The following is a 20,688-nucleotide window of genomic DNA, read 5'->3' on the forward strand; positions in this document are numbered from 1 at the left end:
CTGGCCGAATTATCATATTGGATATATCGACAAGGTTTGACAGTGTAGTGCTTATACAATTGAAACTATTAGGCATTTCTATAGATATATTGAGCATTAATTAAACCGTTAACTAAACCGGATATAATAATGCAAACATTAATGATAATTATTATCATTAATGTTTGCATTATTATATGTATCTTGCTAAAGTGTGTTTCGTTCATTACAGAACAGTTAATGGCTCTTTGCTTTATTCTATTTATAGAGACTTTTTTACGTTAAATATTTAATTCGTTGGCTAATGATAGTTACAGCGTCATCAAACTTTTAACCCTACTTAGTAGATACCCTTATTCGTTTACTCTCAATAGCTAAGCCTCTTGGCGATATTTTAGTCATGTTTTTATAACACATATATTTACGGACACGTCTATCCGACAATCGTATGTCAATTTTAGACGTTTATTTATGTGTACTTGCACCGAGAATGCATCCGAAGCATCGCATAAAAAATGGCTAAAACCATTCACTGACGATGAGATAAACAGGTATTAACGAAATTGTGCGCTTCAAGGAATATTACTTATGTCAAACCAATCAGGTTGCTCTGATTTCTCAGTCATCACTTCTCCAAAAAAACTTCAACGCGTCGTGACTGGTAAGCTTTTACTAAGTATCGCTGTGACTTCTATTCTTAGTAGTACAGCCGTTGCTGCAGACAGTGATGACAATATGATACAGGGAGCAAGTGGGCAGGAAGCTGTGCCTACAGCTACATTGGATACAATTGTGGTGCGGGCAGCAAGGGACGAGCTAGAACAAGCAGCTGGGCTGTCTATTATTAGTGAAGAAGCCATCGAAAAAGCATCAGTTTCTAATGATATCTCGGAAATTGTACGTAAGATGCCAGGTGTGAATTTGTCGGGTTCATCAACGTCAGGTCAGCGTGGTAACCAACGTCAAATTGATTTGCGCGGTATGGGGCCAAACAATACACTTATCTTAATTGACGGTCGTCCTGTCACTTCTCGCAATTCCTCACGACCTAGTCGTGGGAGTGAGCAAGACACGCGTGGTGACTCGCAGTGGGTACCACCAGGTGCTATCGAAAGCATCGAAGTATTGCGTGGTCCAGCAGCTGCCCGTTATGGCTCTGGTAGTATGGGCGGCGTGGTAAATATCATTACTAAGAGCCCGACTGAGCCAGAATTTTCTATCAGTGGTCACTATGAGGCACCAGAGAGCGATCTAGAAGGCAGTAGCTGGCGTACCAATATCAATATGGCAGGTGCATTGACGGATAAACTGTCCTCTCGTACCACTCTTGGTTATCACGATAGTGAAGGCGATGATCCTTATATCAATGCCAAAGATGCACAGATTGTTGACGGGCGCAGTGGTCCGGCTGCCTCGGTAGCGGCAGGTACTGAAGGTGTCGAAAATATCGATGTGCGCCAATTGTTTGAATACGCGATGGATGCGATGAATACGGTCGGTTTTGAAGTGAATTATAGCCGTCAAGAAAACCGCTGGGCGGGTGATTCATTGTTCCAAACCGTGAACCAAAATTTGTTAGATGAGTTAGAAGGTGAAACAACGAGCAAAATGCAGCGCTATGGCGCGGCAATCACGCATCGCGGTGAGTACGATGACGCTAGTAGCAACAGTTTCATTGAGTATACTCGGACAGTTAATGAGCGTTTGGGTGAAGGTAGTGCGGGTGGTGGTGAAGGTCAAATTCAAATACCTGACGAAGGCGAAGATTTTGAGTGGACAGAGGCGACTTACGATACGCTGAATGCCAAATCAGAATGGGATATTTACTTTGATCGTCATACCTTGACTGCTGGTGCAGAGTTTCGCGGCGAAAAGCTAGATAACCCCGTGGTATCTGATTTGGCATTTGCAGAGGGTTTTGATTTTGGTAATGTAGAAACCGATCCTGAACAGCGTGATCCAACTTCAGATGCTTATCTTATTGGTGTATATCTAGAAGATAACTACGAGATCACACCTGACTGGTATGTGACTCCAGGTCTACGCTTCGACTATCATAGCGAGGCTGGTAGTAATTGGTCGCCTAGTATCAATACTACTTGGCACTTTAGTCCTGATTGGTCAGTGAAAGGCGGCGTCAGTCGTGCGTTTAAAGCCCCATCGTTATATCAGCTTGATCCAAACTATATTTACTATACTGGTGGCAATGGTTGTCCATCTTGGGTACCTCTTGATGAAAGAGGTTGCCACGTATTAGGGAACCCTGACCTAGAAAATGAGACATCTTGGAATAAAGAGATCACCTTTACTTATGATGATGGTACTGGACTGAATGCAGGCTTGACTTATTACCATAATGCCTATGATAACCGCATTGGCGCTGGTACGGATCGTGTGGCGGTAGATACAGCGACAAATCGTTCTATCTTTCAATGGGACAATCAAGGTGAAGCAATTGTCGAAGGTTTAGAAGGTTTTGTACAAGTACCAGTCACTGACAATGTAAGATGGTCTTCTAATATCACTGGTAACATCCGCTCAGAGCGAAAAGACAATGGCGAGCCATTATCGCTCATTCCTAAGTTCACTGTGAACACGGGTGTGGATTGGGATATTACGCCTCGCTGGAATGCCGACTTTGATGTGAGCTACTATGGTGTGATTGAAGCCCCAACGATTTCAGTTACGACTGGAGAAGATAGTGGTGACCCGTTGCTTGATCGCGAACCGTATGCCATTGCCAATGTGAGCACTCGCTATGATCTGACAAAAGCGATTACTGTTGGTGCTGGTATCAAAAACTTATTTGATGAGGGTGTTTATCGTGAGGGTACCGCTACGAACGCAGGTGCACGTACGTTCAATGAACCTGGTCGTACTTATGTGTTCGACGTTAGCGTTGATTTTTAGGAGGTAGACACAGGGTTTGTTAAATTAGAAAAAGGTCTGAGCTATTTGCTTAGACCTTTTGTGTTGTTAGGGCAGGTTCTTATTTTCAAAATAAGCCCATGCCCTCGTAAATATTTTTAATAATTCAATAACTTACTATCACAATATAACAGCAGATTTATTTATGTCATTTAATTTTCGCTATAGCTGTCTTTGGCTCCATCGTTATACTGGGCTTGCCATGGCAGCTTTTTTAATTATCACTGGTATTACTGGCACATTGCTGGCATTTCATGACGAGCTAGACGATGTCTTCAACCATAAACTGGCTCAGGTTGAGAAACAAAACGCATCACATCTGCCTATTGCCGAGCTTCATGACAAGGTCATCAGTGCGTACCCTCAATATGCTTTTTCTAGCATGCCAACCTCGATAACAGCAGAGAGGTCAGCCGTATTTTCGGTAGATAGAGCACGAGGCAAAGCCGCCCAAAACCAACCAAAAGCACCGTTTCAACAAGTTTATGTCCATCCTTATACTGGCGATATCATTGGTACTCGTGATAGAGATGAGTGGGCATGGCACAACACCATGTGGAAAGTGTTTTGGTTACATCGCGATTTATTACTGGGTGATATTGGAAAATTGCTACTAGGGATTGTCGCGCTCGTATGGACGATTAATTGCTTTATTGGCTTCTACTTAACATTTCCTAGGGCGGTTAAGAAAAAAGCACAGAACCAAACCTCGCCTAAAAAACGTGCCTCCTTTTTAAAACGCTGGTTACCAGCGTGGAAAATCCGCCGCAAAACCAATCTCTTTAAGCTCAACTATGATCTACACCATGCCTTTGGGTTATGGCTTTGGGGGATTTTATTTGTCATCGCATGGTCCAGTGTTGGTTTTAACCTAAGAGAGGTATATCAACCTGTGATGCACGCTGTCGTAGGGCTTGAGGGTAGAGATGAAAGACAGGAGAACTCAAGAAAACAATCAGAAAAAGCAGAGCAGGCGTCTGGTGCAGAACCAGCGACTAGAGTTGAAGTTGTAAGCAATGAAGTTGTCGATGACGAGGCTGTTGATGTGGTCAACAAAGCCAATAGCATTGCTTATTTAAGTGAGCAGGCAAACATCGCTGCCCAAAGTAAGGGTATGCTAGTACGAGAGTTTTTAGGCATACGCTGGATTGAAGATGAGGGTCAATGGCAGCTGCGTTTTAAAACAGATAGAGATATTGGTAAAAAAGGCGGCGCTTCGTCTATTACCGTCAATGCAAGGACTGGTAGCATCGAGCGTGTAAATTTTGGCTATCAAAGTTCATCATTTGGCAGCAAAGCCGATCAATGGCTATCGACCTTACATATGGGGCATATCAGTCAAGGTATTGGCCATTTGCTGTATCAAATATTTTTAGCATTGATAGGTTTGGCTGTGACAGTGTTGTCTATTACTGGTGTTTATCTATGGTGGAAAGGTCGACAGCAGCGACTTAAAGCGTCGCAAAAAGGTAGGTAATATAGTGATATTTCTAGGGTATATTTTTATTTAGATAGCTATCTGTTGAATCAAAGGTATGCCCTAGTTATAAATTTAATTGCAAGAATATTGTGTATGCTATCGAGACAGTAAAAATGAAGAAAGCAAACGTTTCACCTATCATGACCCATCTATACCAACTACTATTTTCATCATAGTTCTTTGTGTAATCTACTGAAGAAATGTCTTGAGTAAAATCCATAGGAATAACCACCAATCTTAGACCATATAAGGTCATTCCTAACCAAAAAAAGGTATTTGATATCTCCTTATTTAAAGCATTAAAAATGAATAAGCAAAAGCTAATTACTAAAACTAGTAGAGATAAGTTCTTGTAGTTTATCCATCGATTATTTAATAGCGCTCTATACATCTATAATTTCTTTTATTATTTGCGAAGTTCTTTATTTAAACCGTATCAACAATCACTGGACGACCCTGATGACTTAGGACAGTGACATCGACGTTGTATAAATCTTTCATCGTCTCTTTAGTAATAACATCAGCAGGGCAACCTATAGCGGTCACTTCTCCTGCTTTCATCGTAACTACTGTATCTGCAAACTGTGCCGCTTGGTTGATATCATGCAGGACGATTACCACGGTTTTTTGCTGATTGTGGCTAAGCTGGCGTAGCTCACGCATGAGTCGACCAGCATGATACATGTCTAGGTTATTTAGTGGCTCATCGAGCAATAGATAGGGCGTATCTTGACAGACAATCATAGCGATCAGCACGCGCTGTCGCTGTCCACCCGATAGCGTTGACAAGAAGCGCTCGGCAAGTGGCTCAAGCTCAAAGCGTTCGAGGATTTCCTGTACTTTTTGCTGATCGTCAGCGGTTGGTTGTCCTTGATGATAGGGATAACGACCAAACATCAGTAGCTCATGTACGCGCAGGCGTCCTTGCACATGATTGTCTTGTCCGAGCATAGCGACAGTTTTGGCCAGTGTGCGCGCCTGACAGCTGACAATATCACGCTCTTCATTATCTACAGAGAAGCTCACCTGCCCAGATTGTAGCGGCTGCAAGCGAGCCATGACAGAAAACAACGTAGACTTCCCAGCGCCATTAGGCCCAATCAAAGCAATCACCTGCGCCGTTGGTAGGGACAACGTAATGTCATGCAAGATTTTTTGTTTGCCAATATGGTGAGAGATATTATTCAGTTTAATCATAGTCAGTCTTATTTAAAAAGTCTTAGGGTTTTCTCTATCAACAGAATCAGCTAAATAAACAATGTCGGCTAAGTAATCATAAAGAACGACGTTGAGACATAAATATCAATGCTAAGAACATCAATCCACCTGCTAGCTCTATCACGACGGACAACACGCCTGCCATATCTAGCACTTGCTCAAAGATAGTCTGACCCAGTACTAAGCAAATCATAGCGACCAAACTGACCAATATCAGCCGCTCGGTGTGATACATATGTCGAGCGATACGATTGGTCAATGCGCAAACCAATAGACCAAAGAAAGTCACTGGACCCACCAGTGCAGTGGCAGTGGCAACCAGTACAGCGATGACAGTTAATAGACCAAATGCCAGACGCTGATAGTTGATACCAAGATTGACGGCTTGTGCTTGTCCAAGCATCAATACATCGCACTGATAACGCCAGCGCCATACAAATATCGCGGTGATGGCACAGATGAATAAGCTGATACCTAGTAGCTGAGGGTTGACCGTATTGAACTGCGCGTAGCTGGCAGACTGTACGACCACAAAATCATCAGGGTTAATCAGCCGTGCAATGAGTGCTGATAAACTGCGAAATAACACGCCAAAGATAACGCCCACCAATATTAGCCGCGTCAGATCCTGACTGCTTTTAGAAAATAATAACTTAAACAATAATAAAGATGCCCCAAACATCAGGACAATCTCTAGCGTGAACTTGGCAATAGGATCGAGACTGGTAAAGCTAATCGCACCTAAAAAGAAAACCAGTAAGCTCTGCAACAGAACATAGAGTGAGTCAAACCCAAGTAGGGAGGGCGTTAGAATTGGATTGTGAGTCAACGTCTGAAACAGTAGCGTCGACACGCCAATCGCATAGCCAACCACCATTAGTGCCAACAGTTTTTTGCCGCGTAATGGTAGTGCAAAGTCCCAATAGCCATTGACATTGAGTGTCATAAACAAGGTCATCGAGATAAGTAGAATAATAGCTGCTATGGATTTTGGATGGGCAGCTATCCATGCCCAAAGCTTTGCCAAATGACCTTGTGCAGCGGCTGAATACTGACCATCTGCTGAAGATGAATTATTTACCGCTGTGCTGGTAGCATCAGTCTTGGTGGAAGTAAGCTTAGTTGATGAGAACATACAAAAATCCTATGGTGCCAAGCTTATCTAATAAGGCAAAAAATGAACGACGGTACATGAGTACCAAAAGTGAGCACACAGTTAGTAAACATAGTGCTACTGCTCAGCTGGCGCACGTAATAACAGCCATAAAAACAGCACTGTACCGACCACGCCAAAAATAGTGGCGACCGGTACTTCAAATGGATAGCGAATAGAGCGTCCGATAATGTCGCATAGCAGCACGGCTGAAGCACCAAGTAGGGCAACTGCTGGCAAGCTGCGACGTAACTTATCTCCCATTATGCGGCTCACAATGTTTGGCACGACCAGTCCAATAAAGGGAATCATGCCCACAGTCACGACCACGACAGCGCTCATCATGGCTACCATACCCACGCCAATCCAAGTAACCTGACGCTTACTAATACCTAAGTTTAAGGCGATATTGTCACCCAAACCGACGATGGTCAGCTTGTCGGCAATAATATAAGCCAGCACACACAGTCCACCCGTTAGCCACAACAGCTCATAGCGCCCTGCCAATACGCCTGAGAAATCCCCAAACTGCCAAACACTAAGCATCTGTAGCGATTCGGTTTGATAGGCGATAAAAGTGGTGACGGCTTCAATAATGCCGCCAAAGACAATACCAATCAGTGGAATCATCAAAAAATCAGTGGGCGGAATACGGTGAATGAGCAGCATAAATAGCATCATGCCAAAAACGGCAGCGATGGTTGCCACGCCCATTTTGACAATGAGCGCACTGGCAGGGAACAGCAGACTGACTACCAGCAAACCAAGTGCAGCGCTCTGAGTCGCACCAACCATAGATGGCTCTACAAAGCGGTTTTTTAGTACTACTTGGATAATCATCCCAGCCACTGCCATCGCAATACCAGTCAAGATAATGGCGATGGTACGCGGTATACGGCTAACCAATAACAATGAGCTATCGGAGTTGGCACTCTGAGTCAGCAGGCTCTGCAAGATACCTGACCACGAAAAGTCAGCCACACCAATAGATAAGCTCAATAACACCAAAAGCCCCATAAGAATGAGGCTTGCTGTATTGATGAACCACGGTGGTATGACAGTACGTCGATGTAACGCATTGCCAGTACCGCTTTGCCAGCTTGACGCTGATGGAGCAGTACTGGATTTGAGCCTAGCATGAGTACGGTGTGAAAATAACGACATAATCTCTACTGGCTTAAAAATGAGCAGGGTTAACGGTAATAATTACCTACTTGAGCAATAATTGTTTGTATAAGCAACGACGTTATTTAGCGTTAGTAAAAGCATCTTTGATCGTCGTTAGATCCTGCATCCACTGGTAGTAACCGCCAAATGCTAAGTAAGAATCTGGGCTCAAATAAACCACTTGCTGCTTGCTCCATGCATTGCTCTGGGCAACCAGTGGATTGTCCAATACGGCCTTGGCACCAATACCGTCTTCACCAATTGCGGCACTGCGGTCGATGACAAATAACCAATCTGGATTGGCTTTTTGGATGTATTCAAACGATATCGGCTGACCATGAGGCGCATCGGCAATTTTGTCATCTGCCATTGGCACACCTAACACAGTATGGATAAAACCATAGCGAGACTTGTCACCATAGGCTGACATTTTGTTGCCATTGACCATGACGACTAGGCCCGTGCCTTTATTTTCTTTTGTTAGACTCTTGGTCTCAGTGATGAGTCCATCGATGTTCTGTTGTAGCTTAGCGGCTTGATCGCTTTTACCAAACAATGCACCTAGATCATGCAGGCGCTGCTTGCTTGACTCATAGATATTTGCTGTATCAATACTCATATCCAATGTCGGCGCGATACTTGATAGCTCGTCGTATTTTTCTGCCATGCGTGAACCGACCAAAATAGCTTGTGGCTGCATTGCATTCAACGCTTCAAGATCTGGCTCAAACACAGTACCTACCGATTTTGGATCAGGTTGCGTCTCTGAGTGTAGGTTCTTTAGTAATAGACCTCCAGGCATACCATCGACTGCCACATCTAGCGCGGCCAAGTCTTGCATCAATGTCATGTCATAAACGACAAGTGGCGATGGGTTCATAGCCAGCTCAACATCACCTTTTACGGTATTGACCATGATTTTTTCAGCAGATACAGCGTCGTTATTAGCAACGTTCTGTGATTCATCAGCCGTTGGGTTTTCGGTTTTAGCGTCTGCTGGCTCAGAGTCATTTGATTCAGGCGAGCTACATCCTGCCACTACCGTAGCTAATAACGCTGTCATGGCAGCAGTCAATAATGGACGTTTGAAAAAAGAGGCGGTAGATCTGCTAGATAATAAGGGTGTCGGCATAATGAACTCGGTCTATCAAAAAATGTTTAAGCAATTGTCTAAAATAATTGCAAATGAATAACGCTAAAAATATTAAGTCTGAAAGTTGCTTGAGATAAAAAGCATAAAATAAATAGTCTACTTAGGGCGTGTCCTCAATTCAAACGAGTGTCCTCTAAATGGGCTAAAAACAGCTAAATTTTGCCAAACATCGTCAAATAGTTGGTCAATATCTCGATATTATCTGCACTATTTTCCTCGTTTGACGGCAATTTATCTCATTTTTATCACCATTTTTAAAATGAGGACACGCCCTAGTACCACTCACTAATTTTTTATACGAATAGTTTTTATAAAAATAGTATGGGTAGACAGTACAGCGGTTATAATAAAGTAGTTGAGACTCATTATCAATATAAATGATAATGGTTTTTATTAACAGCACTTGTTATATTAAACGCAACGTATCATTTGATGTAAAGATAAGATTCATAGTAGTGAGGTATAAAAGTAGGTAACGTTCATAGAAATAAGCGTTCTGATAAATAAGGCTACTAAGCAATGTCACGTGTCAGAGATGTATTAAATAGCAAAAATATTGTAAATTATTATTGATAATAATTATCGTTTGCATTATTATCTACGCCATTCTACTCTGAGTAATAAACATTAGGCTGTTATGAGTTCAACGGATTTAGACGCGCCACCACTTAAGTCGTTATTGCTAGCTATTGTTGCAGTCTTAGGACTCCATGTGCTTGCCGCAATTGCACTAGTGGCAATAAAAACGCCTGAACTCAAACCTGAGCCAAAAAAAGAGATGTCACCACTTGAGATAAAGTTTGTGTCATTACCGGCAAAAACGGTCTCAACTGAAGTAGAAAAACAAACAGTCACAGCCAAAAAAGAAGTACAGCCTGAGGTGCAAGTTCAGCCAGCGCCGCAACCTGAACCAAAGCCTAAAGAGCCGGTTAAACAACCAAAAGAGCCTGTTGTAAAAAATATAGAGCCGAAAGTAACGCCTGTGATAGCGTCAGAAAAGCCTCGTCCTGATACCAGTCAAAAAGTAGCCCCAAAAGAGCCGCTACCGAAACCAAAGATTGATAATTCAGCAGCTGAAGCACAGCGCAAAGCAGCTGCCCAAGCTGAATCAGAGCGACAAGCCAGAAAAGCTGAGCAAGAGGCGCAAGCTAGGGCAGAGCAAGAAGCCAAAAGAGTCGCTGATGCCAAAGCTGCCGCTCAAGCGAAGGCTGCTGCAGAGGCCGCCGCTGCACAAGCAAGAGCTGAGGCGGAAGCAGCAGCTGCTTTAGCACAGAGTAATGAGCCTGTGAGCTTTACTGCTAGCTCAGCCAACTGGGCATCTGCGCCAAACTTTAGTTTCCCTGAGCGCGCCGCACGTAGAGCCCGTTCTGGTGATACGCTCAACGTTGTCTTGGTATTACGAGTCAACAAACAAGGCGGCATCGATAACGTGCGAGTTGCTCAATCATCAGGTAATCCGCTAGTAGACAAAGAAGCCAGACGTCAAGTGCGATCTGGCAAGTTCAAACCCTTTACTAAGAATGGCGTACCCGTGGTAGGTGATGTGACCCTACCGATCAGTTACGCAGTTCCTTGATAACTCATACTTTATAACAACGTATTTATTAATCATTTTTTATTATAAAACTAAACATGATATTTACCTCAGTATCATGTAATGGCATTACACATTAAGGAGTCTGACATGGACTTTATGCAATACTGGCAGATCAGCGACATGGTGACAAAAACGTTGTTCTTTTTGTTGCTTGCGTTATCTATTCTCTCTTGGGTGACAGGTATCGTCCGCGTATTGCAAAGCCGCAAACTGGCGACCAATGTAGCAGATGATTTGAGTCAGCAATTACAAGCCAGACAGTCTGATTTGGTTGGTACTGATGCTGCCACACGCCGTTTGGTGACTGAGCAGACTTTGCTCAAGCACATCGGTCGCTATCGCTTTGCTAGTGAGCGCGGTCTGCCAATTCTTGGCACGACGGCAGCGATTGCACCTTTCATTGGCTTGTTTGGTACGGTATGGGGTATTTTCCATGCCTTGCACAACATCGGTATGAGTGGTCAGGCAGGGTTGGGACAAGTTGCAGGGCCAGTCGGTGAAGCTCTGATTATGACAGGTCTCGGTATTGCAGTAGCGATTCCAGCCGTGGTGTTTTACAACCTTGCAGTACGTATCAATCGCCGCATAATGTACCAAGCCAACGACAGAGCGCATGATCTATTGGCGCAATCAACGGGTCTTGTGGATACTACCAAGGTAACCGCGAGCCATGCTGCTAGCGCCTCACAAGTACACGCTGCAACAAGCAGTCGTTCAACGACGAGCGAGACGCAGCATACTAATAACTACAGTAATTCTGTGCCAAAGCAGCTATAGATAGTGTTTATTTTGCAAGCATTAAATCTGCAAGCGCTAAGTCTATAAAGGCTAAAACAACAAGTCGACAAACCGTCAAAAAACGGCTTGGCTGTGTGAAAATAACTAAAAGCATTGAGAGTAACTATGGCATTTCAATTGGGTGATGATGACGTACGAAGCATGGATGAGATGAATCTCATTCCGCTTATCGATATCATGCTGGTATTGATGATTATATTTTTATTGACAGCGACCGTGTTGAATCCGACGGTGCCTTTAGATTTGCCAGAGACTAGTGCCGCGCTCAATGAAACGCCGCCAGAAGCGATCCAAGTCAGTATTGATAAAGATGCAGGGATCTTCTGGGATAGCGATCCAATCAGCATGGAAGAGTTAGAGACACGCTTGCAGCAGCAAGGCGCGACTGGTAAGAATCCAGCGGTACAGTTACGTGCGGATAAAGAAGGCAAGTACGATACGGTCGCTCAAGTCTTGGCAGCGGCAAGTAATGCTGGACTGACCAAAATCGCCTTTGTGAATGAGTAGCTTAGTAGCTAGACATTGAATAACTTAAGCAATGAATAGTTTAAGCACTGTGAGTTAGTGCTAGTAGCTCTGACTTTATATTAGAAAACTGGCTAGATAAATCAATAGCCCGACCAGTAAGACAACCAGCACCGCTATAATAAAAACAATTAAAATAATAAAATTTTCTCCAACCTCATTAACTACTTAAACCTCAAATTAAGTCGTTAGTGAGGTTTTCTTTTTTTACCAGCCGTAGCCAAATGGACGATAGCCGTAACCGAAACCTGCATGTCTGTAGCCAAATGGGTAAGGTGAGCGTAAGTAGTCGAGATCGCGCTGACGGATATAGTAGTAGCGCCCTTGGGAGTAGGCTTCTTCTAACTTCTCAATACCTTCTAACGGACAGACAGGTTGCCAGTCATAGCCTTCGCGACCGAGTTTATAAGCATTCAGCTCGGTACAGTAGTTTTTGAGACCCTGTTGACGGCCTTGCTCCCATTGGATACGGTTAGGGCTAGCACCGCCTATACTGGCGCAGCTATTGGTATAGTGACCGAAGTAGGCACCTGAACGTCCTTGCGAGCCATCAGCGTAGCCGACTTCTTGCCAGTTACTGCTTTGACATTGCTGCGGGGTCAGGCTTTGGGTAGTGGCACAGCCTGACACTGTTAGCACGATTGCGCCAAGTAGCGATAGGCTCATGCTTGTTTTGCTCATGACTTTACTCATCAGCTTGCGAGCGTGATAAGCGCCCGATGAGTTTGACTCAGTAAGATAATTCATAATAAACCTGCGCGCGTTTAAAATTATGGTTTATCATAGCACTTTTTTGGGCTGACCACTTTTCGTATCTGGTTTTTATAGCGTGCTGTGTTCGGTAAATTTGTATACGCTAAATAACTGATTTAATAGCGTAACTTGCTAAATTGTCATATGCTTTAAAAGCACTCGTTGCACCGCGATTGGACGACAACGCTTGATTTTTAATGGTTCGTGCTCATTATAAGCCCCTATATATCGTTGTTTGTTATCGTGCTAATCGCAAATTTATATGTACTATTTATAAATAACGGTTCATTAGCGATACTTACCGCTATATCTCTTAGTATCTTTTTCATTTAGTCAAAAGGCCAGACCATCATGGGAACATTGATTGGCGTTATCATTGTACTATTCGTATTAGGGAGTATGATGGCGCTCAAACCGAACGGTATCGATCAGCGTTTGGATAAGCTGCGTATGACCGCGCGTCGTTTACAGCTCAATCCAAAGCTCGTTTCGTGCCCTGATTGGATCAAAGGCCGTGACAATGAGTATGGTCGGGGTATGCTTGGGCAGTACTGCCTGATATTTGAAGACACTAAACTGCCGCATACCCGTTATCAAGTGATTGATGGGCAGTGGCGACCAGACAGCAGTTTTGTCGATACCAGTACAGATGATAAGACGCTTACTATTCCCAGTGCGATTCGTTCTAGTCAAATCAGCAATAATCCGACGGTCAAAAAAACTGATTTTAGCTTGGATCAAGTGCCGTTAGATTTGCCAGTAAGTATCGAACCGTTTGTTAAAGGTCTATTGACCAAGGCCAATAGCATTATTATTTATTGGGAAGATATTGCTTATGTACGTCCAGCATCTAACCCAACGTACCATCAAAAACGGATCGAAGCGGACTTATTAGTGCTCAAAGAAAACCTTGAGAAATGGGCGCTACAGATGCAAAAACAAGCATAAACCTAGTAAAGCGTTTTTTCGTCTCCATTAAAGGGCAATATGCAAGCGGTTTGTCATATTCAAATTATTTAAAGTTGACAGTTTAACGCTTAGCAGTGTAACGTCTTTATAACTATATCTTTATTTTATGGTTATTATTTGTTTTATAACCTTTTTTATCAGCAGCGATTATTACTATAAAGAGCTGAACCATGGTCAAACCGTGAGTATCCGCTTCCATAAATTGCCGTGCTGCTGAATTTAACCTTACTTTTAATTTACTTATATTATGGTGTCGTCAAACATGGCAAAAACCACAACCAAAAAAAGTCCAGCACCAGCTGCTGACAGCCCAAAGGGTAAGTCTTTGGTGATTGTAGAATCACCAGCCAAGGCAAAAACGATTAATAAATACCTTGGTGATGACTTTATCGTACGCTCAAGTATCGGTCACGTCCGTGATTTGCCGGTCAGTGCGAGCAAAAGCGCAAAGAAAGCCACAACCGCTAAAAAAGATGACAGTCTGACCAAAGAAGAAAAAGCGCAGCAAGCACTGGTACGCCGCATGGGTGTAGATCCAGAGCATGATTGGGCAGCAGTCTATGAAGTACTACCAAACAAAACCAAAGTCATTAAAGAGCTTAAAGCATTAGCCAAAGACGCTGACAAAATCTATCTAGCAACGGATATGGATAGAGAAGGGGAAGCGATTGCTTGGCATCTAAAAGAAGTCATCGGTGGCCCGGATAGCAAGTATCAACGTGTGGTCTTTAACGAGATTACCAAGTCAGCTATTCAAAGTGCATTTAAGCAGCCTTCGAAATTAGACATTGACCGCGTGAACGCGCAGCAAGCTCGTCGGTTCTTGGACCGTGTTGTTGGCTTTATGGTATCGCCATTATTGTGGCAAAAGATTGCTCGCGGACTGTCTGCAGGCCGTGTACAGTCAGTCGCTATGCGCTTGGTCGTTGAGCGTGAGCATGAGATTCGAGCGTTCATTCCAGAAGAGTACTGGCAGATTCATGCGGACACGCACATTGCTAATGGTAAAGCCAAAAAGACCTCAGACGCTGAGCAAATTGGCATTCGATTAGAGGCGACCAAACAAGGTGGCAAAACGCTAAAGCTTGGTAATAAAGAGCAAACCGATAAAGTCCTAGAGATACTCAAAGCAAGCGATTTTATCGTCAAAGAGCGTGAAGAGAAACCAACGCAATCACGTCCAAGCGCGCCATTTATTACTTCAACCTTACAACAGGCTGCTAGCACGCGCTTAGGGTTCTCTGTTAAGAAAACCATGATTTTGGCGCAGCGTCTATACGAAGCGGGTCATATTACTTATATGCGTACCGATTCGACATTCTTATCAGGTGACGCGCTTGCTGCTGTCCGTGGTCATATCGAAGACAGCTATGGCGCAAAGTACGTACCAGAAAAACCAAATTTCTATGGTAACAAGCAGGGCGCACAAGAGGCGCATGAAGCGATTCGTCCTTCTAACGTCAATATGAAGTCAACGCAGCTCAAAGGTGTTGAGCGGGATGCAATACGTCTATACGAGCTAATCTGGCGTCAATTTGTAGCGTGTCAGATGTTACCTGCCAAATATTTATCAGTGAACCTGTTTGTAGGCGCAGATGATATTGAGCTAAAAGCCCGTGGTCGTACCATGGTATTTGATGGCTACACAAGAGTGATGCCACCAGCCAAGACTGACGATACCTTACTGCCTGATGTCAAAAAAGGCGATAAGTTAAACCTAGACAAGCTAGATCCAAGTCAGCATTTTACTAAGCCTGCGCCCCGCTATACTGAAGCAAGCCTAGTCAAAGAGCTTGAGAAAAAAGGTATCGGTCGTCCATCGACGTATGCTTCAATTATCTCAACCATTCAAGATCGTGGTTATGTGAAGTTAGAGAACAAGCGTTTATTTGCCGAAAAGATGGGCGATATCGTCACCGATAGATTGACGGCTAGCTTCCCAGACTTAATGGATTATACCTTTACTGCTGCGTTAGAGGACAAGCTCGATCATGTCGCCGAAGGTGAGCAAGATTGGAAAGACGTGCTCGATAATTTCTATGGCGAGTTCAAAACCACTCTAGAGCGTGCCAAAGAAAAAGATGGTATGCGTCCAAATGATCCGACCGATGTACCAGACGTCCATTGCGACATCTGTGATCGTCCGATGCAGCTGCGTACAGGGTCAACAGGTGTATTCTTGGGCTGTACGGGCTATAACTTGCCGCCAAAAGAGCGCTGTAAAGGTACCAAAAATCTAATGCCAGTCGAAGCATTCGCCAATCTAGATGATGCGGAAGGTGATGACGAAGCGGCAGAAGTTAAAGATTTGATGGAGAAAAAACGCTGCCCGAAATGTGGTACGGCGATGAATGGTTACATCGTAGATGGTGGCCTCAAACTACACATTTGCGGTAATAACCCTGATTGCGATGGTTATATCCTAGAAGAAGGCAAGTTTGAAGTTCCTGGCTCAGATGCACCAACCATTGACTGTAATAAGTGCGATGGGCAGATGGAGCTTAAAACAGGACGCTTTGGTCCGTACTTTGCTTGCCAGAACTGTGATAACACGCGCAAGGTGCTAAAAACAGGCGAAGCAGCTCCGCCGCGTATGGATCCAATCCATCTTCCAGAGCTAAAGTCGACCAAGCATGATGATTATTTCATTTTGCGTGAAGGGGCGGCTGGGATGTTCTTAGCAGCGTCTAAGTTCCCGAAAGTGCGCGAGACACGTCCGCCAAAGCTGGCTGAGCTACGAGAAATTAAAGATAAAATGGAAGACAAGTTCCAGTATCTGTTTGCAGGGCCAGATGAAGATCCTGAAGGTAACCCAACCATCTTGCGCTGGTCACGTAAGAAAAAAGAGCAGTATATCGGCTCTGAAAAAAACGGCAAGGCCACACGTTGGGGTGTGTACTGGCGTAAAGGTGAATGGGTAGAAGAGTAACTATTGTGAAATCCAATATAGTGCTTTTATAGCGTCAGACTCATTTGATGTACTACAGGTACGATTTGCATTGGTCTTTCTTGTATTAGCTTTATATTGGCTTCAACGAACCTAATAGTTACTTCCAATAAAAAACCCTCTTATAATTTAAGAGGGTTTTTTTGTGCTTATAAGATTTCTTTTAAGCCATTTCTACGTTTGCAAACCTAGCTTAAGTCTATAGGTTTGGACAGTATTAGTTTTTTACGATGATACCGCAACCAATACGATCGCCTGCATTACCTGAAGGCTGACTGGTATAGTCGTCAACGCCAGCATGTACGATAAAGGCCAAACGATTTACGCTGTATTTACCTGCTTCAGTCGCTGCGATTTTCTTATTCACATAGTTAATAGTAGCAACACCATCTTCATTAGCAGTTAAGTTTGGCAAGTCACCAGCATGACCATTCATGTCATCTGGATTAGAGTGTGGCTTGTTGTCTGGGTTGAAGTGACCGCCTGCTGCTTTACCCATGACGTCACAGCTGCCTGTTTCGTGGATATGTAATGAGACAGTTCTACCTGGCTGTAGGTTAGTGAGTTTACCGTAAACTTGGACGCCACCATCAACTGGACGTAAGAAAACTTGACCAACTTCTTTCTTCTCGCCATCTACTGTTTGTATGGTTGATTTTAGCGTTGGCTGTGCTAAAGGATTGCCTGTTTGCATTTGGCCTTCTACCGTTTGGCAACCAGTCATTGCTAACGCTGAACCGCATAATAGGGTACTTGCAAGTAATGTCTTATTCATCATTATCTCCAATTGTTTGAGTTGTTATTTTTAATCTTCATTAAAGCCACGAATATCTATCGTTATTGTTCTATAAAAATCGGCGTCAATATTCGTTAACATCGGAGTCAGTATAGCCAAGCTAACTCTATAGTTATTCATCAAATGCGCAACAATCAGTTAATAAATGTAAGTATCGTATGGGTTTGAAAAACGAACTAAGATAAATGTTTTTCAAAATTAAATGGCTTTAAATGCGTGAGAGAACTACTAAGAAAGCTATGAACTGCAAGCAAATGAATAACAAACAGGTATAAAAAAGCCGCCCATCATAGTGATGAGCGGCTTCTTAATCTATAGAACTGGCTTAATAAAGGGTCAATTAATTATGCAGTGCTTTGCCAGAGGTTTTATCAACCGTAACTTTTGCAGGTTTGATTGGTGTTGGCATACTGACCAAAGCAACCTTTAAGATTTCCTCAATCGTGGCAACTGGCTGAATGGTTAGGCCTTCTTTCACGTTATCAGGAATATCAGCCAAATCTCGCTCATTAGTCGCTGGGATTAAGACGTGCTTGATACCGCCGCGATGTGCCGCCAGCAATTTCTCTTTGAGACCGCCAATACGTAATATCTTACCGCGTAAGGTAATCTCACCTGTCATCGCAATATCTGGACGGATAGCGATACCTGTCAACGCAGAGACTAGCGCTGTCGTCAGTGCACCACCAGCAGATGGGCCGTCTTTTGGCGTGGCTCCTTCTGGCATATGGACATGGACGTCTGTTGTTTTAAACGTCTCGTAGTCGATACCTAAGCTATCACCGCGAGCACGAACCACGCTCATAGCTGCGCGAATTGACTCTTTCATCACATCGCCTAGTGAACCGGTAAAGCTAAGCTCGCCTTTACCTTTCATACCGACCGCTTCGATGGTCAATAGCTCACCGCCGACCTGAGTCCATGCAAGACCAGTAATACGACCGATCTCAGGCTCTTCTTCAGCCAGACCGTAGTCATACTGATGCACACCTAGATAGTCATCGATGTTCTTGTCATCGACCGTCACTAGCTGACGTTCTGCTTTTTTCGGAGCGCGAGCACCATGAGTTTCAACCGAACCGCGAACCACTTTACGGCAGATCTTGTTCACTTCACGCTCAAGGTTACGCACACCTGCTTCACGCGTATAGCTACGCACGATGCTGTGCAATGCCGCTTCAACAATCTCAATCTCACCTTCTTTAAGACCGTTTTGCTTAATCGCTTTTGGCACTAGGTATTTCTGTGCGATATTGACCTTTTCTTCTTCGGTATAACCAGGTAAGCGAATAACTTCCATGCGGTCAAGCAGTGCAGGTGGAATATCCATACTGTTGGCAGTACAGATGAACATCACTTGCGACAAGTCTAAGTCCATGTCTAAATAATGGTCGTTAAACGTATCGTTCTGTGATGGATCCAATACTTCAAGCAATGCTGACGCTGGATCACCGCGGAAGTCTTGCGCCATCTTATCGATTTCATCCAATAAGAATAGTGGGTTTTTGACTTCTACTTTTGCAAGTGACTGAACGATTTTACCTGGCATTGCACCGATATAAGTACGGCGATGACCACGAATCTCTGCTTCATCACGTACGCCGCCAAGCGCCATACGCACAAACTTGCGACCAGTAGCACGGGCAATAGACTCACCCAGTGAAGTTTTACCGACACCTGGAGGACCAACGAGACATAGAATCGGACCACGAAGTTTTTTCACACGTGATTGCACGGCGAGGTACTCTAAGATGCGGTCTTTTACATCTTGCAAGCCATAATGGTCTTCGTCTAATACTGTTTTAGCTTTATCCAAATTGATAGATACTTTGGTCGTCGCATTCCACGGCGTGTCCAAAATCCATTCAATATAGTTGCGTACCACAGATGATTCACTTGACGCAGGTGGCATCATTTTAAGCTTTTTGAATTCTTGCTCAGCTTTTTTGCGCACATCTTCTGGCAAGTCAGCATCTTCTAAACGCTGCTCTAGCTCAGCCACATCATCTTCACCATCGAACGCGCCGTCATTCATATCTGACAGCTCATTTTTAATGGCTTTCATCTTCTCATTCAAGAAGTATTCGCGCTGATTGTCTTCCATCTGCTGACGGACAGCATCTTGGATATCTTGTTCGATGTTTTGCTCAGCACTTTGCTTGACTAGATATTCAGTCAAGGTATTGATATGCGTTTTGATATCGTCTTCTTCTAAGAAAGACTGTTTGATATCAAGGTCCATCGATACACGAGTTGAGATGAAATAAACCAACTCAAGCAAGTCGTCGATACGCTTAGCCACACGAGTCAGCTCACGTGCATTGCGAAGTCGCGCATCTGCATAGCTTTCGAACAATGTAGTTAACGCTTGAATGGTGTTTTTCTGTTGGCTCTCATCCATGCTGACATCAAGATCGGCACGCTCAAATCTCGCCATCAATAAATCATCATGGCCTTCTATGTTATCGACACGAGCGCGGTATTGACCTTCGATCAATACCTTGATGCAGTTCTCATCGCTGTCATGTGGCATAGTGCTGACGATGCGACACACCGTACCGTACTGATACAAGTTATCTTGATCAATATCTTCGGTCAGTGAGTCTTTTTGCGCGACTACCAGTACTTTGTTGCCATACTCAGCCTGTGCCAACTCAACCGCTTTCACCGATGGCGCGCGTCCCACAAACAATGCAATCTGCATATGTGGATAGACGACGACGTCGCGTAATGCCAGCAATGGCAAATAGCTTTCATCTTCATTGTCTTTAACAGCGTCAGATGAGGCATTTAACGCATCCGTAGATGAGCTTTCTGTCTCATTATTCGCGTCAGCACTGATGTTAGCGTCAGTGTCAGTATTTGCATCAGACGTCGTGTCAGTGTTCAGGGCAGATGATACATCGATGTCGATGTTGTCTTTATCAATATTATGTTCACTCATATGTTTTTCCTCGTTCCCCAGACTTGTAAAGTCAAGTTCGTGGTTCATGTTTAGATAAATGGTGCTCACGAAAAAAATTGCAAGGCTGATTGGTGAAGTCGTCTGCTTATCTTTGTTAAATAGTTGTTTGAGCGTCCAGTTATTAGTGCAATTAATGTGGGTAACGATGTGTCGTCAATAGTATGACTGGTCTATGAGTGATAAAAACAGTCAGAAATTATAGAAGAGGGTTTAGATGTGTAAATGATATTTGGCTGCTTATGATGATGTCTAATTGGTTC

Annotated in this window: 14 protein-coding genes; 7 read left to right on the forward strand and 7 right to left on the reverse strand. The window is 43.7% G+C overall.

Features of this window, described 5'->3' with window-relative positions:
• The first annotated feature begins 567 nt into the window (after positions 1 to 567).
• On the forward strand, positions 568 to 2,889 hold the full coding sequence (locus CXF61_RS13010) for a FepA family TonB-dependent siderophore receptor (RefSeq protein WP_165598513.1): 2,322 nt from the start codon (positions 568 to 570) through the stop codon (positions 2,887 to 2,889).
• 163 nt (positions 2,890 to 3,052) lie between these two features.
• Positions 3,053 to 4,384, forward strand: coding sequence for a PepSY-associated TM helix domain-containing protein (locus CXF61_RS13015; RefSeq protein ID WP_165598514.1), 1,332 nt, complete (start codon positions 3,053 to 3,055; stop codon positions 4,382 to 4,384).
• A 429-nt stretch (positions 4,385 to 4,813) separates the two neighbouring features.
• Here the strand turns inward: CXF61_RS13015 and CXF61_RS13020 are convergent, their stop codons facing one another.
• The 4 genes from CXF61_RS13020 to CXF61_RS13035 form a co-directional block, all read right to left on the reverse strand.
• Complete coding sequence (locus tag CXF61_RS13020; RefSeq protein ID WP_165598515.1) at positions 4,814 to 5,584, reverse strand: iron ABC transporter ATP-binding protein; 771 nt, start codon at positions 5,582 to 5,584, stop codon at positions 4,814 to 4,816.
• Between the two features lie 76 nt (positions 5,585 to 5,660).
• Complete coding sequence (locus tag CXF61_RS13025) at positions 5,661 to 6,740, reverse strand: iron chelate uptake ABC transporter family permease subunit (RefSeq protein WP_165598516.1); 1,080 nt, start codon at positions 6,738 to 6,740, stop codon at positions 5,661 to 5,663.
• 96 nt (positions 6,741 to 6,836) lie between these two features.
• A complete protein-coding gene (locus tag CXF61_RS13030; RefSeq protein ID WP_413775342.1) occupies positions 6,837 to 7,922 on the reverse strand; it encodes an ABC transporter permease in 1,086 nt (361 codons plus the stop codon).
• A gap of 82 nt (positions 7,923 to 8,004) precedes the next feature.
• Complete coding sequence (locus CXF61_RS13035; protein ID WP_165598517.1) at positions 8,005 to 9,057, reverse strand: siderophore ABC transporter substrate-binding protein; 1,053 nt, start codon at positions 9,055 to 9,057, stop codon at positions 8,005 to 8,007.
• A gap of 658 nt (positions 9,058 to 9,715) precedes the next feature.
• Here CXF61_RS13035 and CXF61_RS13040 point away from each other — a divergent pair.
• From CXF61_RS13040 to CXF61_RS13050, 3 genes are all read left to right on the forward strand, one after another.
• Complete coding sequence (locus CXF61_RS13040) at positions 9,716 to 10,654, forward strand: energy transducer TonB (protein WP_165598518.1); 939 nt, start codon at positions 9,716 to 9,718, stop codon at positions 10,652 to 10,654.
• Positions 10,655 to 10,762: 108 nt separating this feature from the next.
• Positions 10,763 to 11,452: a MotA/TolQ/ExbB proton channel family protein gene (locus tag CXF61_RS13045; RefSeq protein WP_165598519.1), complete on the forward strand. Its 690-nt coding sequence runs from the start codon at positions 10,763 to 10,765 to the stop codon at positions 11,450 to 11,452.
• A 126-nt stretch (positions 11,453 to 11,578) separates the two neighbouring features.
• Entirely contained in the window at positions 11,579 to 11,980 is a 402-nt protein-coding gene (locus CXF61_RS13050) for an ExbD/TolR family protein (RefSeq protein WP_025651314.1), read from the forward strand.
• 225 nt (positions 11,981 to 12,205) lie between these two features.
• On the opposite strand, the gene CXF61_RS13055 is transcribed toward CXF61_RS13050, so the two are convergent.
• Positions 12,206 to 12,745 carry a DUF2799 domain-containing protein gene (locus tag CXF61_RS13055; RefSeq protein ID WP_227526700.1) on the reverse strand — a complete coding sequence of 180 codons (540 nt, stop codon included), beginning with the start codon at positions 12,743 to 12,745 and terminating at the stop codon, positions 12,206 to 12,208.
• Positions 12,746 to 13,102: 357 nt separating this feature from the next.
• On the opposite strand from CXF61_RS13055, the gene CXF61_RS13060 reads away from it, so the two are divergent.
• Together CXF61_RS13060 and topA are read left to right on the forward strand one after the other, a co-directional pair.
• Positions 13,103 to 13,699, forward strand: a complete 597-nt coding sequence (locus tag CXF61_RS13060; protein ID WP_165598520.1) for a hypothetical protein — start codon at positions 13,103 to 13,105, stop codon at positions 13,697 to 13,699.
• A 283-nt stretch (positions 13,700 to 13,982) separates the two neighbouring features.
• Positions 13,983 to 16,649, forward strand: a complete 2,667-nt coding sequence (topA, locus tag CXF61_RS13065; protein ID WP_165598521.1) for a type I DNA topoisomerase — start codon at positions 13,983 to 13,985, stop codon at positions 16,647 to 16,649.
• Positions 16,650 to 16,884: 235 nt separating this feature from the next.
• Here the strand turns inward: topA and CXF61_RS13070 are convergent, their stop codons facing one another.
• On the reverse strand, positions 16,885 to 17,442 hold the full coding sequence (locus CXF61_RS13070; RefSeq protein WP_165598522.1) for a superoxide dismutase family protein: 558 nt from the start codon (positions 17,440 to 17,442) through the stop codon (positions 16,885 to 16,887).
• Between the two features lie 361 nt (positions 17,443 to 17,803).
• Complete coding sequence (gene lon, locus CXF61_RS13075; RefSeq protein ID WP_227526701.1) at positions 17,804 to 20,407, reverse strand: endopeptidase La; 2,604 nt, start codon at positions 20,405 to 20,407, stop codon at positions 17,804 to 17,806.
• Positions 20,408 to 20,688: the final 281 nt, after the last annotated feature.

This window comes from Psychrobacter sp. 4Dc, from assembly GCF_002836715.1.
In the GTDB taxonomy this organism is placed as follows: domain Bacteria; phylum Pseudomonadota; class Gammaproteobacteria; order Pseudomonadales; family Moraxellaceae; genus Psychrobacter.

Bases quoted from the DNA above. Each gene is read 5' to 3' on its own strand.
- CXF61_RS13010 (WP_165598513.1), top strand. From the start codon at position 568: ATGTCAAACCAATCAGGTTGCTCTGATTTCTCAGTCATCACTTCTCCA.
- CXF61_RS13015 (WP_165598514.1), top strand. From the start codon at position 3,053: ATGTCATTTAATTTTCGCTATAGCTGTCTTTGGCTCCATCGTTATACT.
- CXF61_RS13020 (WP_165598515.1), bottom strand. From the start codon at position 5,584: ATGATTAAACTGAATAATATCTCTCACCATATTGGCAAACAAAAAATC.
- CXF61_RS13025 (WP_165598516.1), bottom strand. From the start codon at position 6,740: ATGTTCTCATCAACTAAGCTTACTTCCACCAAGACTGATGCTACCAGC.
- CXF61_RS13030 (WP_413775342.1), bottom strand. From the start codon at position 7,922: ATGTCGTTATTTTCACACCGTACTCATGCTAGGCTCAAATCCAGTACT.
- CXF61_RS13035 (WP_165598517.1), bottom strand. From the start codon at position 9,057: ATGCCGACACCCTTATTATCTAGCAGATCTACCGCCTCTTTTTTCAAA.
- CXF61_RS13040 (WP_165598518.1), top strand. From the start codon at position 9,716: ATGAGTTCAACGGATTTAGACGCGCCACCACTTAAGTCGTTATTGCTA.
- CXF61_RS13045 (WP_165598519.1), top strand. From the start codon at position 10,763: ATGGACTTTATGCAATACTGGCAGATCAGCGACATGGTGACAAAAACG.
- CXF61_RS13050 (WP_025651314.1), top strand. From the start codon at position 11,579: ATGGCATTTCAATTGGGTGATGATGACGTACGAAGCATGGATGAGATG.
- CXF61_RS13055 (WP_227526700.1), bottom strand. From the start codon at position 12,745: ATGAATTATCTTACTGAGTCAAACTCATCGGGCGCTTATCACGCTCGC.
- CXF61_RS13060 (WP_165598520.1), top strand. From the start codon at position 13,103: ATGGGAACATTGATTGGCGTTATCATTGTACTATTCGTATTAGGGAGT.
- topA (WP_165598521.1), top strand. From the start codon at position 13,983: ATGGCAAAAACCACAACCAAAAAAAGTCCAGCACCAGCTGCTGACAGC.
- CXF61_RS13070 (WP_165598522.1), bottom strand. From the start codon at position 17,442: ATGAATAAGACATTACTTGCAAGTACCCTATTATGCGGTTCAGCGTTA.
- lon (WP_227526701.1), bottom strand. From the start codon at position 20,407: ATGAGTGAACATAATATTGATAAAGACAACATCGACATCGATGTATCA.